This window comes from Microcoleus sp. T3_B1 (assembly GCF_036700445.1).
In the GTDB taxonomy this organism is placed as follows: domain Bacteria; phylum Cyanobacteriota; class Cyanobacteriia; order Cyanobacteriales; family Microcoleaceae; genus Microcoleus.
Genome location: NZ_JAUBOX010000119.1, coordinates 1 through 16,760 on the forward strand (window position 1 = coordinate 1; position 16,760 = coordinate 16,760).

The 16,760-nt window shown below is 46.9% G+C and carries 13 protein-coding genes and 2 pseudogenes; 6 read left to right on the forward strand and 9 right to left on the reverse strand.

From position 1 onward, the window contains the following. Window positions 1-137 precede the first annotated feature (137 nt). From QT990_RS33250 to rpsO, 4 genes and pseudogenes are all read right to left on the reverse strand, one after another. Window positions 138-440 (reverse strand): annotated as a pseudogene (locus QT990_RS33250) (DUF4277 domain-containing protein); the annotation flags it as partial. A gap of 500 nt (window positions 441-940) precedes the next feature. After that, entirely contained in the window at window positions 941-2,002 is a 1,062-nt protein-coding gene (aroF, locus tag QT990_RS33255; protein WP_333147824.1) for a 3-deoxy-7-phosphoheptulonate synthase, read from the reverse strand. A gap of 353 nt (window positions 2,003-2,355) precedes the next feature. Then, window positions 2,356-2,829, reverse strand: a complete 474-nt coding sequence (locus QT990_RS33260; RefSeq protein ID WP_333147822.1) for a PAM68 family protein — start codon at window positions 2,827-2,829, stop codon at window positions 2,356-2,358. 95 nt (window positions 2,830-2,924) lie between these two features. Beyond that, entirely contained in the window at window positions 2,925-3,194 is a 270-nt protein-coding gene (gene rpsO, locus QT990_RS33265; RefSeq protein ID WP_190661928.1) for a 30S ribosomal protein S15, read from the reverse strand. Window positions 3,195-3,622: 428 nt separating this feature from the next. On the opposite strand from rpsO, the gene QT990_RS33270 reads away from it, so the two are divergent. After that, window positions 3,623-4,195, forward strand: coding sequence for a hypothetical protein (locus tag QT990_RS33270; protein WP_333147820.1), 573 nt, complete (start codon window positions 3,623-3,625; stop codon window positions 4,193-4,195). A 295-nt stretch (window positions 4,196-4,490) separates the two neighbouring features. Here QT990_RS33270 and ruvA read toward each other — a convergent pair whose 3' ends face one another. From ruvA to QT990_RS33285, 3 genes are all read right to left on the reverse strand, one after another. After that, on the reverse strand, window positions 4,491-5,114 hold the full coding sequence (gene ruvA, locus QT990_RS33275) for a Holliday junction branch migration protein RuvA (RefSeq protein ID WP_333147818.1): 624 nt from the start codon (window positions 5,112-5,114) through the stop codon (window positions 4,491-4,493). A gap of 309 nt (window positions 5,115-5,423) precedes the next feature. Beyond that, window positions 5,424-5,678 carry a type II toxin-antitoxin system RelN family antitoxin gene (locus QT990_RS33280; RefSeq protein ID WP_333147814.1) on the reverse strand — a complete coding sequence of 85 codons (255 nt, stop codon included), beginning with the start codon at window positions 5,676-5,678 and terminating at the stop codon, window positions 5,424-5,426. Window positions 5,679-5,750: 72 nt separating this feature from the next. Further along, window positions 5,751-8,387: an AAA-like domain-containing protein gene (locus tag QT990_RS33285; protein ID WP_333147812.1), complete on the reverse strand. Its 2,637-nt coding sequence runs from the start codon at window positions 8,385-8,387 to the stop codon at window positions 5,751-5,753. A 969-nt stretch (window positions 8,388-9,356) separates the two neighbouring features. Here QT990_RS33285 and QT990_RS33290 point away from each other — a divergent pair. Beyond that, window positions 9,357-9,560, forward strand: coding sequence for a hypothetical protein (locus tag QT990_RS33290; protein ID WP_333147810.1), 204 nt, complete (start codon window positions 9,357-9,359; stop codon window positions 9,558-9,560). Between the two features lie 420 nt (window positions 9,561-9,980). Here QT990_RS33290 and QT990_RS33295 read toward each other — a convergent pair. Then, window positions 9,981-10,358, reverse strand: a pseudogene (locus QT990_RS33295) (response regulator transcription factor); the annotation flags it as partial. Between the two features lie 157 nt (window positions 10,359-10,515). Here QT990_RS33295 and QT990_RS33300 point away from each other — a divergent pair. After that, window positions 10,516-10,893 carry a hypothetical protein gene (locus QT990_RS33300; RefSeq protein ID WP_333148110.1) on the forward strand — a complete coding sequence of 126 codons (378 nt, stop codon included), beginning with the start codon at window positions 10,516-10,518 and terminating at the stop codon, window positions 10,891-10,893. A gap of 262 nt (window positions 10,894-11,155) precedes the next feature. Here QT990_RS33300 and QT990_RS33305 read toward each other — a convergent pair whose 3' ends face one another. Then, window positions 11,156-11,665, reverse strand: coding sequence for a BON domain-containing protein (locus QT990_RS33305; protein WP_333288183.1), 510 nt, complete (start codon window positions 11,663-11,665; stop codon window positions 11,156-11,158). Window positions 11,666-12,041: 376 nt separating this feature from the next. On the opposite strand from QT990_RS33305, the gene QT990_RS33310 reads away from it, so the two are divergent. The 3 genes from QT990_RS33310 to QT990_RS33320 all read left to right on the forward strand — a co-directional run. Continuing rightward, the gene (locus QT990_RS33310; RefSeq protein ID WP_333310934.1) at window positions 12,042-14,756 is read left to right on the forward strand and encodes a cation-transporting P-type ATPase; all 2,715 of its coding nucleotides are present in this window, start codon (window positions 12,042-12,044) and stop codon (window positions 14,754-14,756) included. A gap of 81 nt (window positions 14,757-14,837) precedes the next feature. Next, complete coding sequence (locus QT990_RS33315; protein ID WP_333148116.1) at window positions 14,838-15,365, forward strand: hypothetical protein; 528 nt, start codon at window positions 14,838-14,840, stop codon at window positions 15,363-15,365. A gap of 165 nt (window positions 15,366-15,530) precedes the next feature. Continuing rightward, a partial coding sequence (locus QT990_RS33320; protein WP_333148118.1) for a sodium:proton antiporter occupies window positions 15,531-16,760 on the forward strand: 1,230 nt, incomplete at its 3' end.

Here is a 16,760-nt window from a genome sequence, read left to right on the forward strand (position 1 = left end):
ACAAAAACCCTTATTTTGCCCTAAAACCCTTGCCAGACAAGCGTTGGAGCCGCAAGTTTTTAGACCTGAATCCTTACGAATTTTTGAGCGGCTGACAGGGCAATGGTTGTAAATATTTCTGTAATTACGGCTATTTATAATTTATCTAATACTCTTCCTAAGCGGTCATCATTTAAATGTGATGCTTGAATCCCTGCTCCAAGTAAATGTTCTGTTGCTTTCCCTTCAAAAAATTTAGAAAATAAGTATAATGGGGCGGAAACCATCCCTAATCCATTGATGATCATGGCTTTAACTACCAGGCCGGGACTGACTATCTCACCCGGTTGTTCGCCTACTAATTCATTGATTTTTTCAACAATTCCTATTTCATCAACTAGACCGGCTATCAAGCCCAGATGATCTAGGTTTTCTACTTTTATCTGGGATGCTTTCTGCATGGGCTGCTGAATCCTGATTTAAGCGTTTATCGCGATTGCTAGTTTACACTGTTTTTGGTGATTATTGGCTATGGTTGCGAGCGCAATTAACGCATTTTCGTCATCAATCAGGTTACGAATACGCCCTAAACTTCGTTTTCTACCGCTCGCCCTTTTAACTCGTATCAGATTTAACTCATGCCTTCACTTCTCTTGTCAGGAATTTTCAGCCCTCATGATTGGAGTTTGACCAAAATTATTGAGTATTTTTACTCACCATTGTCTCGGGTGATTCACTTTTACCCCCTCAATCCGACTATGTGCCAGTTTGGGGTGCGGAATGTGGGTTGGTGAGTGCAGTGACGATCGCGATTTAATAGCTGTTTAGTCTAAACTCCAGTAACTTGTCACAAATGCCCCTGGGCCTCTATTCCAAAAACCGAATAACAAAATCCCCGACTTCTTAAAAAAGTCGGGGATTTAACAGCGATCGCATTTTAGGTTAGGCGTTTCGCCTGTTTCTATGCCAAAACAGGCACGGGCTGCGGCCAACGTCCCATGACTTTACCAATCACCGCCAATTCTTCCATCAACTTGTCGAACTGATCCGGTGTTAAAGATTGCGGCCCGTCAGACAAAGCTTTTTTCGGATTCGGGTGCACTTCAATCATCAGCGAATCTGTACCAGAGGCGATCGAAGCAAACGCCATTGACGGTACAAACTGCGCCCAACCGGTGCCGTGACTAGGGTCAACCATAATCGGTAAGTGAGTCAGAGTCCGCAATACTGGTACTGCCGACAAATCGAGGGTATTGCGTGTATATTGCCTGTCATACCCGCGAATTCCGCGCTCGCACAAAATCACGTTCGGATTGCCAGAAGCCATGATATACTCAGCAGCCATCAACCATTCTTCAATGGTGGCGGAGATGCCGCGCTTCAGCAAAATTGGTTTGTCTTGAGCTCCGACTTTCTTCAACAGTGAGAAATTCTGCATATTTCTCGCCCCGACTTGGATCACGTCGGCTACTTCTGCGATCGCACTTAAGTCCGCCGCATCCATAACTTCGGTGATAATTCCCAAACCGCTAGCTTCCCGCGCCGCAGCTAGCAATCCCAAAGCACTCTCGCCGTGGCCTTGGAAAGCATAGGGGGAAGTTCTCGGTTTGTACGCGCCACCACGGAGAAAATGAGCTCCAGCAGCTTTGACGCGCATTGCCGTTTCGACAATCATTTCTTCGTTTTCGACCGAGCAAGGGCCTGCTACGATCGCGATCGGGTGGTGCAGGCCAATCATCACAGGCCCTAAAGGAGTAGCAACTTCTACTGTGCTGGCTTCTCCTTGGCGGTACTCCAGAGAAGCGCGTTTGTAGGGTTTTTCGACGCGCAGCACTTCTTCAATCCAGGTGCTCATTTCGCGCAGTTGCATCGGTTCGAGCTCGGCGGTGTCGCCTACCAAACCCATGACAACTTTGTAACGGCCGACGATTTTTTCTGGTATCAAACCCCAGTTAGTGCGGAGGTCTTCGTCTAGTCGATCGATCTCGGCTTCTGGAGTGCCGGCTTTCATTACAATAATCATATTTTTTTTGCCTTTTCTGTTGGGCTAGAAACGAATTATGACACGGATGAACTGAGAAAAATAGATGCAATGGCGATCGAATGATATCAGGACACGGCAGTAGCCATTGGTGTCAACTTAAGCTTTTAGTCCGCCAAGTTCTCTCGCTTACCCGCCAAGTCCGCCAGGGGTTAAAACCCCTGTCTCAAAGCTAAAGTCCTCGCTATGAGGACTGAGAAGAAAACTTTTTAAATTCATTAGTCCTATGCAAGAGGACTTTCGCTTTGAGACAGGGAATTCATTCCCTGTCGGACTATCGGACTATCGGTTTAATGTTAAGTTGTCACTAATAACTAATAACTAATAACTAATGACTAACTTTTTGGCTTGGCGGCGCGCCACGCTTCTCGCATCCGTCCAAAATTGGTATTAAATTCTTCCCACCCCAGAGTGCTTCCTGAAATTTCTTCATCCCAGGAAGCTGAGAGGACTCCGTAGCTTAATCCCAGAACGCCTAGACCAAAACAGCCCATGCTTACCAGCAATACTGCTGTGTTGGGCAGATCGAACAAGCCTTTGCTGACTACCAAATAGCTGACAAAAAATGTGCAAATTCCCAGGATTGTCGGTATGCCGCAGAATACCGCTATGCGAGATATCATGCGTTGGCTGACTACTTCTGGGATGGATTGCGACTGTTTTCCGGTTTTGTTAGCTTTCGGCTGCTTGTCGGCAGAATCCGACTCTAAGGCTAGGCTTGCTTGGGGTTCTGGGGGCTTTTTAGGCGTTTTTTTACGATTTGTTGCCGGTTCAAAGGGCAAGCGCTTGCGGGGTGGTTCGGAGGACATATTTTATCTCTAACCTGAAATCTCGAACATTTTTCAATAAGTCTTGGTGTTTGTCCAAGATTAAAGAATATTGTCGCAAATTTTGGCTTTGGTGTTTAGCCGCGAATGCCTAGACGGGCAATCAATGCTTTGTAGCGATCGACATTTTCCCTTTGGATGTATGCCAGCAGGCGCTTGCGGCGGCTGATCATCATCATCAAACCGCGCCGGGAGGCGAAGTCTTTTTGGTTGATTTTCAGGTGGGCGCTGAGTTTTGTGATGCGATCGGTCAGCATGGCGACTTGGACATCTGCTGAGCCTGTATCGGTTTCATGGGTTTGGAAGTCGCCCATGATTTCTTGTTTGCGCTGTTGTGTAAGAGCCATGAATTGATTTTAGTTTTTTTTGTACGATTGTCACAATCTGCAATTGTACCACAGGGAATGGACAAGGTTGCAGCGTGCGGGATGAAATTTTTGCTGCAAGAGTTCGCATGGCGAGTTTTAATCCCCTTGCGGGGAAAAGTGAATTGCGACATTGAAACCAGCGAGCGCCAACAGTACCACATTCTTTAGTGCCAGCAACGGCACGCACTCTCTCTGTCTGGCCCCCGCAAACAACCCCGAGATTTGCGATGACCCCTTTAATAATGTCGAAAGCTATTTCTATAATGGTTGGTGGATAAAGGCCCAGTGCCCTGCATAAATGCTTTTTATGGCACCCACCAAACGTAATAAAATTCGGGCCACTGTGGTGGGTGGGCGCTGGCGCGATCGACACAGCAAACACACCATAAGAAAAACCCCGGAACACAATGGCAAAGCCACCCGGTCTAAAGACCTTCCCCAAGTTACTGTCTCAAACAGAGGTAGACCTCATTGTGGCAAATGACGAGTACACCAAGAACCCAGGCGATGTACTCTTTCGCTACTACGGAGACTTCGGACACAACACCCCCGAACCAACCACACCCCCAAAGGCCGACGCGCCCATCCGTCGCGGAGCCCCCGGCAAAGAGACCCCACCACCCAGCCCCTGGATGCTCGCTTGGGGGAAGACCTTACAAGACCGTGGGTTCTTCGATGAGATGCCCAATCAATACCGCGTCACGGATTGGTTCGGCAGCCTCTCGGCCCAGTTCAAATGGCACATCGACAACCACCGACACGGAGAGAGAATCCTCGCCATCAGCCTCTCCAACAACCGCGTCATTGGCTTTCGCAAAGATGCCAATAGCCCCGTCTTTGAACTCGAACAACATGCAGGCGACGCCTATTTAATCGCTGGTCCAATCCGCTGGAGTTGGCAACACTGCGTGCTGCCAAGAGGCAAAGACAAGAGCGGAGGGAGAAGTTTTGTGGTGAGCTTTAAGCGCCCCGCGCAATAATCAGCCACGCCCCCTTCCTTCACTTCAATTAAAGAGTTTCAATCCCCTTGCGGGGAAAAGTGAATTCCGACTAGATGTAAGTCAGAGACTACTTGTATTTTCATGTTTCAATCCCCTTCCGGGGAAAAGTGAATTGCGACATAGTTAGTCCGTTTTTAAAATTCAATTATTTAAAAAGAGTTTTAATGCCCTTGCGGGGAAAAGTGAATTGCGACTTGCGATCGGCTCAAAGTCTCGTATACATCAACAGAAGCTTGTTTCAAGTAGGGAAACGGCATTGCCGTGTCCAGAGTTGCTATCGGCTCAAATAGGCGATCGCCTCACGTATCCAATCATCCGCATCACCTTTGGCGGCCAAAGTGCTGTCTTGACTGAGGGTTTGCAGCGCTTGCAAGACTTCAGCCGCAGTGTATCCCATCGCCAGCAGGATCATCTCGACTTCTTCTTGAATAGCTGGGGGGACTCCGGCGGCGACTGAAGTTGTCAAACCTGCTTGCTGTCGCCATTCCGAGAGTTTGCTTTTGAGTTCCAGGGCGAGACGTTCTGCCGTTTTTGTACCCACGCCTGGGGTTTTGGCGAGGATGCGGGTGTTACCGCCGACGATCGCCTGGACTAAATCTTGCAATCCTAAAGTATCGAGAAGTGCGATCGCCAGTTGAGCTCCCACACCGCTAACACTCGTCAACTGCCGAAACAAATCGCGTTCTGCCGCGCTGCCAAAACCGTACAATACGATTTGGTCTTCCTTAACTTGCTGGTGAGTAAAAATTTGGGCGACTTCGCCGGATGCTGGCAATTGACCGGTCACGCGGGGCAAAATTTGGATTTCATAGCCGATTTGATTGACTTCCAGAGTCAATATGACGCGGTTGCTGCCTTTGGCGATATCGGCTACTGTGCCTTTGAGATAGCTAATCATAGAGTTTATAATACACCGCTATTCGTTTTCGTCAAACTCGGCGATGATGCTGCGGATTTCGTTGAGACTGATATCTGTTCGATCTGACATCTTGCACCATTCTCAATTAGCCTTTTAGGAACAGGCAAGATGCCTGTTCCACAAGAAAATCTACTCTTTGTGGAACGGGCATCTTGCCCGTTCTTGAGAATGGTGCAAGATGTGAGTTCGATCGGATTTTGAGTAAATGGTTAACAAAAGTACGATCGACGGTGATTCTACTTGATAAATCATGCGATCCTCTAAAATCTAAAATCTAAAATCTAAAATCTAAAATCGATCGATGCCCTCCCACATTTGAGAAAGAGGTATTCGCTGTCGGGTTTTAGCTTCCTGGAATGCCCTTCTGAGACTGGCTTTTACTTCTTCAACTGGAGTATCGTCGGGGTCGTCTTCATCTTCATCTGTAGGTTCGGGAAGAAGAACGATGATTCGCACGCGGCCGGGAGTTTCTGCGGTTAAAGGTCGATCGAGAATTAATTGACCTTTTTCGTCGATCGTTCCTGTGACTTCAAAGGCTTTCATTGGTTTCTCCTGGATTTTTTTCAATTAATACTATTATATAACCCTGTTCTAGTTCGACCGATTTTCTTATTCTCAAGTCAAAATAAGATGCTCTTTAACCAAAGACAAATCCGTCTTACCAAAATTCACAACCAAAGCCACATTGAAATTTTCCAAGGATTTAACAAACCACATAATTTCATTAGAAGCTTTACCTTCATAGTGATTAAACAAAATAGAAAATCGCTTTTCCAACTCAGGTTTAACTTTTGCCGAAAGCAGTACAAGTTTCAGCAGTAAACCCATTGTCCTGCTGGCGCCGAGGTTGTACACCAAGTCGTAAAAAACGTAGTGGCTGGGATGTTGGGAATTTTCCACTACTAAGAAGTTGAACAACTGGTGGCAAGTCCGAACTAACAATATATTATTGAATTTCACCGAGTCATTTTCTGGCAATGTATTTTTGATGTGCTTGTACAAGCGGTCATTAAATTGACGCCCGCCGTATTCTGGTTCTACCGACGATATTAAATATTCATATAAATCCACTTTAAATGAAGCGTAAGATGGAGTTTGTCGGGAATCTCTTAGGAAAAATTGAGCCGCTTCTTTGTAGCTGCGATCGCCTGCTACTTTTCCCGCAAATTCCCTGACCGCTAAGTGCAGTTCTGCATCGTTCAAAAGTGTGGGATTAGCCGCCCGCTGCACAATTCCTATTTCTGTATTTCTCGGCTCAACCATATAATTCAAATATTTAGACAAATGTGTTTCAAATTGTCGCTGTCTTTGAAATGCCAGTTTTTTGATGGTTTGTTGGTCTTCCTCAATGCTGTCCTTGCTCAGTAGAGAATAGCCGTACAAATAAGGATACCGACAGATCAATTCGCCCAAAGGAGAATCTGTATCTTGTTTCTGCTGTTCCGCCTCTCTATCTAAGGCTTTTACTAAGCGCTCTATGGTCTGGAATTCGTCACTTTTAGTAAATAAATTTATTTGTTCTTGCAAGCGCTTGACTATGTAAAATTCCATCCCGAATCGGGGAGAAGTCTGCTTAAATAAAGCTACCAACTTGGCAATCGCGAATTGGTTTTGGGAATTCAATTGCCAGCGGTTGATCGGGATGTAGCAGCAGCGGTGGAGGAGATATTTAAAGTCCTGATCAGATCGCTTGACGGAGACTATACTGTACAAACTTGCTTCAATCTCTCGATCGGGATAGCCCATGCCGTCGATAAATAGCTTTCGGAACCGCTCGATCACCTGTGCGGGGGATTCTGTTTCCACGCAGGAGACGATGTGATCGTACAATCTCTGTTCGTTGCTGCCAATTGGAACACTGTCTGAGGGCGGGGTGAGGATGCTGCTGTCTGCTTCTGTGTCTACGCTGCTGTCTGCAACTTGTGCGACAACGACTGTCGGTTTTTCCCCAAAAGTTCGATCGGGATTCAAGAACCAATAGTGTTCTTGGCTTAATTGTTTGTCCGCAGCCCAATCCAAAGCTGACTGCAAACTTTCCCCTGTCAATAACAGCGATTCATCTTCGCGGTCTGAAGCCAGCCATGCTGCTAGCGCCAAGCGGTACGGAGCCAATTTTCCCAGCTCTTTTTCCACCCAAAATTGATTAAAAACTGACTGATAAATTAGGTTTGCAACTATTAATTTACCGTGAGATTTAACAACCAGTCCTGACAGTTGCAATTCGATTTTTTCGGGAGAGTAATCTGCTGGTACTCCCTGCGATTCCCCGGATTTTGTTGCCTGGGGCGGTTGCAAAGCTTGCTGGTACAGCGTTAACAGCCGCGTGAGGTCGCAGTGGTTATGGAAAATGCGATCGCGTATTGCGGTCAAATGTTGGGGTTCGTCTTCTTCTTCCCAATTTTTAATAATTCTGTGTTTGACCAGTTTTTCAACCTGCTTAGCTTCGGAATTTCTGCCAATAAAAGGCCCGTATTCAAGTACCAATTGGCAAAGTTTTTGAGTTAGAAACGGTTGGCCACCCGTCCAAGCTAATATTTCTTGGAGCACTTTTTGGGGGCGAAAAGCTTTCAGGGCTAATCCTTTTGCTAGCGGCAAACTTTCGTGCAGTTGGAATCGACTTAAATGAATCTGCCGTCCAATATTAAAAGGGTTGCATCTTGGATCTCGGATCAATTCTGAGGGGGCTGCTACTCCCATAACAGCAAAAGTCAGGCGATCGTATTCCGGTTGCTCTGCCCGCTTGGAGTAACAAGCCCGGATCAAAGCAAAAAAATCGCTGGTACTGAAATTTAGGCTGCTGATGCTTTCAATGTCATCTAGGAAAATTACCAGATTTTGCTGAAGTGACTTGAGCAAAACTTTTTCGATAAATATCTCCAATCGCTGCACAGGCGACAGCAGTTCGCGATCGTTCCACCACTTGATGGCATCAAACCTGTTTGTGATGTGTAAACTGCTTGCCATGCGGTACATGATTCCGCCATACCACTTTTGGGGGGAGATATCTGGGCTGCTGATGCTTCTCAAGTTGATGGCTGCAAAAACTGTACCTTCGGCGTGCAACCTTTTGGCCGTTTGCACTAGCAGGCTGGATTTTCCCATTTGTGGCGCACTCAGCACGTAACAGAAGTCTCCGGCTTTGAGTCCTGCGTAGAGTTCGCTGTCGGCCGATCGCCGGACATAGGTGGGCGCACCGGCAGGCAAATATCCTCCGACTTGATATTGGTACGTTGAGTGGACTTCTGCTGTCATCTGGGAATTCATCAAGATTTTACGCCCCTCTGCTGTGCGATCGAAAGGTTCCGAATTGGAGTTATTGCCCGCTTACTATGGTGGGAAACTTTTGTTCCTCTTTCTCTATTGTCTACTAGCTCAGCTTTCTCCTTATCAATCTTTACCGTATCTTTGCAAGTGTTCCCCCCAAATCCTGCGATCGGCCCAATCGTACCCCGCCACTTGATTTTTTACACTCGTTCACATAATTAGATGAATTTTCACTCGATCGAGTGAGAAAACGCTAAAACGCCCTTTTTTTCACATTTTTTTACAATAATACTTTAAATTTCACCCGGTGGTATGATGTTGGCAGGGAAACTCATAACCACAGCCCCGTCAACCTTCTGCCTTCTGATCCGCCTGCCGGAGGCCGGAGAAAAAGGCGCTCGCAATGGCTGCCAATAAAAAACCCCAGCGTTTGGCTGAGGACTGCTTGAGTGGGAGATATCGTTAATCTGCGTTTTTTTAGTTGACTTAGATTGCATGGAATTCCATGCTGCTGACATTCCCCGGGCTTTCGCGTTCGGGGATTCCTAAGAACAAACTTTTCAGGATGCATCCACAAAAAGTTTAATTCTTAAAGGCTTTGTCAGTACCAGGCTAACCACTCACTCAACTATAAAAGTTAAGTCGGTGGCTAATTGTAGAAGATGCGCCCTGATGGCTTAACTACCCGATGGATTAGCACCCTGATGGCATAACTCCCTGATGGATCGACGCCCTGATGGCTTTCGCTCCACTACCCAAAAAAATCAGGTTGGTGGATGATCGTGGACGTTAGTAACACGTCACTTCCGGCGTTTCCGATCGCAAGCGGGTGTGCCTGTCTGAATTGATTATGGCAGGCAGATTTATCAGAAGACAAGTGGGTTATTGCATCAACCCATTTCTGATATATCGGGTTAGCCAAGAAGTGCCAATCTACGCAAATCAGGGTCATCGAACATGAAAAACAGCATCTTAGTATTAGGGGTAATTGCCTCGGCTGGCTTCGGCTTTTTCCAGGCAGGCAGCGCCAGCGCTTCGGCGCTCGCTCCACAACCTTCATCAGCCAGGAGTTTGACGGCTTGGGAGAGTCGTCCCGACTTTAACTACACTGGAACGAATGAGGATGGGGAGCAAGAAGAGGTAAAAACCGGTAAAGGCTAGGAAATAATTGGCGCTGATACTTTTAATTCAGACAATCCCCGACAATCGGCGAAAATCTTCAGATAGCACACTCATCAGATACGTCTGAGAGTATGGTGGTATCCCACAAAGCTTTAAGGAAAATCCCTAAAGCGCTACTCAAACTGGGTGTTTTCTAACCACAGTTGGGGGCTTGAAAAATTTTAGAGCCACCTAACTTTTATGGCTCTCACCGTATTTTGCACAAATTTTGGAGGTGTATTCTTCACTGGTTTTGACCAACCTCGAACCGCAAGGATTACAGAGATGCTCTCAAGCTTTGGCTTGAGAGAAGTGAGAGAAAGTCCAAGTCATCATTACTGATGGTTTTATGCAGGCTACTTCAGTCTACACCAATTGTCGTGAGTATTACCTACAAGTCTAGGAAAATATCATCCTAGCAATTGCTCCTTGCCAAAGGGGCGATCGCCGTCTTAATGCCCGCACTCGTGCCATGAATTCAACCAAGTCGATCGGTTTCACCAGGTAATCATCTGCACCTGCGTCTAACCCGGTTACTTTTTCCGGCGTGGTGTCTCTTGCCGTGATCATCAAAATCGGCGCTGTTTTCCCTGCCGATCGATATTGACGACAGAGATTTACCCCACTGATATGTGGCAACATCCAGTCCAAAATCAACAAATCATATTCTTTTTCTGATAACAGCCACTGGGCCGTCTCTCCATCTTTTACCCCATCCACGCTATGCCCTGCTTGAGACAGCACTGTTTGAAGCGGCATCAGTTGCTTTGGGTCGTCCTCCACCAGCAAAACTCTCATATCTCGGCTCGCCTCCTTCGCAGCTTGCAGTTTTCATAATTATTAGAGTTTGAGGTGATTCGCGCATCTTCTTTAAGCTAGATTTTAGGAGATATTAAGTTGTATTAAAGTGCCAATAGATAGTATTAGGCTCAGAATGGATGGAAAAGAATAGCGGATGATTAGACGTTGGCTAAAAGCATCAGGTGCAGAGTTTTGGTTGCCATTGCCGTTTGTGGCGATCGCGTTTTGGGTTGGCTCGAGTTTCCTAATGGCTCAAGAATTACAACAACCCCAGATCGCAAAGAATAAACTTCAGGCAGATACCCAGCTTAAAGCAACGGTATCTGTCAATATATTGCTCATCAACGCAGTGATTAACCGAAAACAAGGAACAACCCAGGTTGCGGTAGAAACAGCAGAACCGATTTTGAAGCGATTGGAATTAGAATTGCCAATGACTGACGCAACCCACATAGAGGAAGCGATCGCGCAAGAGCTCCAGTTATCACGTCAAAATGTTCGCCAGTTAGTCCGTTACGAGATTGTTGAATAAGTTTATTCTTTCAATATTGCGATCGCATCGAGTAGACCTCTTGCAAAAATCCTTTTCATCAATTGATGATGGGACGGGCTCTCCGGCCCATCCCACAAGAGTTATTTTTTTTGTGGGATGGGCCGGAGAGCCCGTCCTATTTATTTTTGCGATCGCATCCAGTCAAATAAGGTTGCCAAATCCATAGGTTTCCTGGCTGGGATCGAGCAATTCCTCAAGTGGCAAGAAGCGTCCAATACTCTTGCCGCTTGAGGATTAATAACTACTGAGTGACGATTTCGTTATTGATTGAAACATTCGCTGCTGTTTGCCGAGCAATTTGTTCTGCCAATGCTTTTTGTTCTGCCGTTTGAACGCGCCCTGTTAACACAATCGAATTATCCCGATCGTCTGCTTCCAAATCGAATTGCTTGAGGGTGCCATCGGAGTCTAAGGCCTCTTCTACGCGATCGGCAATATCGTCAATGTCTTGATTCTGAGGCGTCTGTGCGGTGGTTGCAGGCGCAGGAGTGGTGGGAACAGTCGTATTTCCAGTGGCAGTTGTGGGAGCAGAAGGAGATGGAACAGTTGTCTGTGAAGTATTGGGGGGGGTGCAAGCACCTAAACCCAAAATTGCAACTGTGCTGACGCTGATTCCTTGCACAAATAGCTTTAATAATTGCATATTCTTTGTTTGTTTTTTTTGTTGGGAAACGCAATTTTGCCGATAAACCTCAGCATGAAGTCTTTGAGCATTTGAACTCAACAAGTAAATGTACCATAGTTCATCCATCAAAAGGAATGCTTTTTATATCAATTCGGGCTGCGCCGGAATGATATCAAATCCGCGCTTCGCAAGTCTGGCGGAAAGTTGAATCAAGCTGCCAACAAATAATTCGCGCAATTTTCATTTTTTTGACCCCTCCTTCTACAGTCAACAGTCAACAGTCAACAGTCAACAGTCAACAGTCAACCATAAATCAAATCCAGTGAACTAAGGTTTGCAAGTCTATAAGCTATCTCAGTCGGTTCTTTTCCTAAGTATAGGAAGCAAATGTGATCCAAATGTGAGTAACAGAAATCAGTCTATCACTTTTCCCTCACATTCATCAATGACGCTAGAAACAAGACGAAACAACAGAGAAGCACTTGGCTTGACAACAAACGTTATGACTGCAACGAATGTAGAAAAATTAGTAGAACACTCTTGGCATCACCTCTCTGTCGAGAAAGTAGCTCGGCTTTTAGAGACTGACCTGGAAATAGGTCTATCTTCCCACATGTCAGCCCAACGGCGCGAGATCCTCGGCCCCAATCAACTAATGGCTCAGAAGCCACAAAGTGCCTGGTTGCGATTTCTTAAGCAACTGAATCAGCCGCTAATCTACATTTTGTTAGCCTCTGGCATAGTGACAGCATTTCTGAAAGAGTGGATTGATTCAGGGGTAATTTTTGGGGTTGCTCTGACGAATGCCACCATTGGTTTCGTTCAAGAGTCAAAGGCAGAGAATGCGATCGCCGCTTTAGCAAAATCTGTTGCAACTGAGGCAACCATTCTCCGCAACGGTCAAAAGCAAGTGGTTTCATCCAGCGAACTGGTTCCCGGCCATCTCGTCTTGCTGTCTTCTGGGGATAAAGTGTCTGCGGATCTGCGGCTGATCGAAGTCCGTGACTTACAAGTCGATGAGTCAGCGTTAACGGGAGAATCTGTCCCGATCCAGAAGCAATCCCAGGCGCTAGAGGCAGACGCTGCACTGGCCGATCGCACGAACATGGCGTATACCGGAAGCCTGGTAACGTTTGGACAGGGACGCGGACTGGTCGTCAGCATTGGTGACATGACCGAGACCGGACACATCTCCCAACTCATGCAGCAAAGTAGCACACTGGAAACGCCACTGAGTCGCAAAATTGACAAATTTAGCAAAACCTTGCTCTATGTCATTTTAGGTTTGGCTGCCTTCACCTTTGTCGCAGGCATTGCCCAGAGATTTTCTTGGGTTGAGGTGTTCAAGGCATCTGTGGCGCTTGCCGTCAGCGCAATTCCTGAAGGCTTACCCGCGATTTTAACGGTGACACTGGCGATCGGGGTTTCTCAAATGGCAAAGCAGGACGCCATTATTCGCAAACTTCCGGCAATTGAGACGCTGGGCAGCACCACCGTGATTTGTTCCGACAAAACCGGAACCTTGACTGAGAATCAAATGACAGTTCAGGAGATTGATGCCGGTGGAAAGCGATATCGGGTTAGCGGTGGAGGATATGCACCAGACGGGAAAATTTCTGTAAACGGACACTCGGTTGACCTGGCGAACGCACCTGCCTTATATGAATGCCTGCAAGCAGGATTGTTGTGCAACGATTCTTATCTAGACGTGCAAGACGGGAACTGGACTGTAGTCGGTAGTCCAACGGAAGGGGCGCTGGTTGCGGTAGCCCAAAAAGCGGGGTTAATTACTGAGAAACTCGAGGAATCGCTTTCGCGGCTCGATACACTGCCGTTTGAATCTCAGTTTCAATACATGGCAACCTTACATGACGATCGTCCACAACGCTTGATTTATGTCAAGGGTTCAATTGAGGCAATTCTCAAGCGGTGTGGCCAGATACTCGATGAACAGGGAGAGGCGAGATCCCTCAACCCCGCGCCGATCGAGCAAACCGTGGACAGAATGGCGAAAAAAGGGTTACGAGTTCTGGCACTTGCCAAGAAAGTTGTACCCGCTTCTCAATCTTCAATTGAGCATTATGATATTGAGCAAGGGTTAACTTTTGTGGGTCTGCAAGGCATGATCGACCCGCCTCGCCCCGAAGCGATTCAAGCGATTCAAGCCTGTCGGTCTGCGGGAATTCAAGTCAAGATGATTACCGGCGACCATGCCAAAACAGCATCAGCGATCGCCCACCAAATGGGACTAAATCAAACCCAAGATGCTCCCGTTTTTACCGGTCAAGAACTAGCTCAAATGAATCAGCAGCAATTAGCCAATGCTGCCGAACAAAGCTGCGTATTTGCTCGTGTCGCACCAGAACAAAAGCTCCGCATTGTCGAAGCACTTCAGTCTAATGGCGAGATTGTGGCGATGACGGGAGATGGAGTTAACGATGCTCCCGCCCTGAAGCAAGCTGATATTGGGGTAGCGATGGGCATCACGGGCACTGAAGTGACAAAAGAAGCCGCAGATATGATTCTGACGGATGACAACTTTGCTTCGATCGAGAAAGCAGTTAAGGAAGGGCGCACGGTTTATAAGAATCTGCTGCGGGCGATCGCCTTCATCCTGCCCGTGAATGGTGGAGAGTCCATGACCATCTTGATTGCCGTACTTCTGGCAACCCCGCTACCCATTTTGCCAGTACAAATTCTCTGGCTGAATATGGTCAGTTCAGTTGCGTTGAGCTTACCGTTGGCATTTGAGCCGCCCTCTCCCGATGTCATGCAACAGCCACCTCGACCTGCCAATGAACCGCTTCTGTCTCGCAGGCTGACGACTCGGATTTTGACAGTTTCGGTATTTAACTGGATTGCGATCTTTGGGATGTTTGAATGGATCGTCCAAACCACAGGCAATGAAGCTCTAGCCCGGACGATGGCAATTCAAGCATTGGTTGCAGCCGAAGCTTTTTACCTGTTAAGCATCAGTCGCTTCGTTCCGGCGAGCGTCGCCAAACTACGCGGTAAAGATGAATCAGTTGGCTATGCTGTGGCGATCGGCATTGGGGCTATTTTCATTCTCCAATTCCTGTTTAGCCAATGGGGCATTATGAATCAGTTATTCGAGACTCAAGCTTTGACCGCAATCCAAGGCTTAATTTGTATCGGATTCGGACTGCCAATGATTGCTTTGTCAGCTTTGCTAAAACGTTTTGCACCTCTGAGCTAAGCGGTTTTTGTGATGCGGGCATTGCAAGCGACTTTACACACTATTTACCAATTTTGTAGCGTTGAATATTGAATATCTCTCATGAATTACCAAAATCTCAAACGTGCTAGCGGCCTATTTACTAATCATCGAAACGCAGAGCAGGCGCTAGTTGAGCTAAAAAGCAAGGGCTTCCCCATGCACAAGATTTCTGTGATTGCTCAACCTTCTGACAATGATGATTTGGACTCTCTGGGTGTGCAGCAAATTTTAATTACAAGAGCAGCAGGCGCACAAGTAGGCGCTATATTAGGCAGCATACGACTAGGTTCACTAGCCTTAATTGTTGGACTCAGCAGCCTGCTAATTCCCGGTATTGGTCAGGCAGTAGCGGTGGAAAGCATTTTAGCAACTTGCTTTGGAAGTGGGATTGCTGCAACTGCTGGCGGTCTATATGGTGCACTTCAAGGATGGTTGGTGCCAGAAGAACAAGCAAGAATTTACAATAACAGATTTAACCAGGGAGATTATTTGATCGTCCTGGAGGCAAGAGAAAATGAAATCGTGATTGCTGAACCTGTCCTTAAACGTTGGGAGATTCTGACGTGGCGTGTCTGTGATGCTACCTAAATTCAAGGTAATATAAGAAAGACAATTACATTGCGGTTCCGCCTGCTGCAAAGTGAACCGTCTCCTGCCAGCTAAAAGCGTAGTTAATCTGTCAATTTCTTTGAGGAAAACGAGTTTATGACAGGAGTATCGGCGATCGAGTCGATTGTAGCGCAAGCACCTCCCTTGGGCAGCAATCCTGCTACAAATAGCCAAACGGCAGGAGCCATTCCTGAATTGGTCATCATCTTGATCATTCTGCTGCTGATTGCAACTGTTGTGGCACTCGTAACTCAACGGTTGCGAATTCCCTATGTGACGGGCTTAGTGTTAGCAGGCTTGCCCATTACGGAGGTCTTGTCGCGTCGAATTGGTTTAGACCCCTCTTTAGTATTAAATCTTTTCCTACCAATTCTGATTTTTGAAGCAGCTATCAATACTGATATCAGCCGTCTCCGCAGCACCTTTAAGCCGATCGCCCTGCTGGCGGGTCCAGGCTCGATCTTTTCCTCAGCAATTATCGCTGTTCTGGTTAAATTTGGGCTGGGGCTAGACTGGATTCCAGCGTTGCTGATCGGAGTCATTCTGGCAAACACTGATACAGTCTCGATGATTGCGGTTTTTAAAGAGATCCGTGTGCCTTCTCGATTGTCCACCATTGTTGAGGGAGAAACTCTGTTCAATGATGCGGCTGCTCTAATTTCATTTAATTTGGTTTTGGTAATTTATGCGACAGGCTCTCTCACAGCTATACAAGGCGTGAAGGAACTGCTCGTGGTTGCATTAGGTGGGGCAGTGGTCGGGGGTGTTTTAGGTTACTTGAGCGTGCCGATATTTGTTCGCTTAAACGATCCGTTGAGTAGCCTTTTGCTAACCGTCGCTCTCGCATTGGGAACCTTCCAAATCGGACAATTTTTAGGCGTATCGGGCGCAGTGGCGGTGGTCATCACCGGACTTGTTTTTGGCAACCTTGGGCTGCCTCGCAGTTCGTCTGCCTCGGATCGGATTACCTTGCTGAGTTTCTGGGAATACGCTGGTTTTGGCGTCAATACGTTTATTTTCCTGCTGATTGGAATTGAAATTAACCCGCTGACGCTGTGGAGAATTTTGCCATCCATTTTATTCGTCATTCTGGCCTATCAACTGGGACGGATTCTCTCGGTCTATTTGTTATTAGCGGGGCTGCGTTGGTTCGATCGCCCCATTCCGCTACGCTGGCAGCACATTTTGGTTTTAGGGAATATTAAAGGGTCTCTCTCAATGGCCTTAGCTGTTGCGATTCCCTTGACCCTACCAGGACGGGATAACATCATTGCCCTGGTGTTCGGTGCAGTTTTATTCTGCTACACAAATACTAGACAAGTCTCGACATTTGCTTCTTACTTCATCGGGAGCATGGGAGCGGTTATCCCTCAG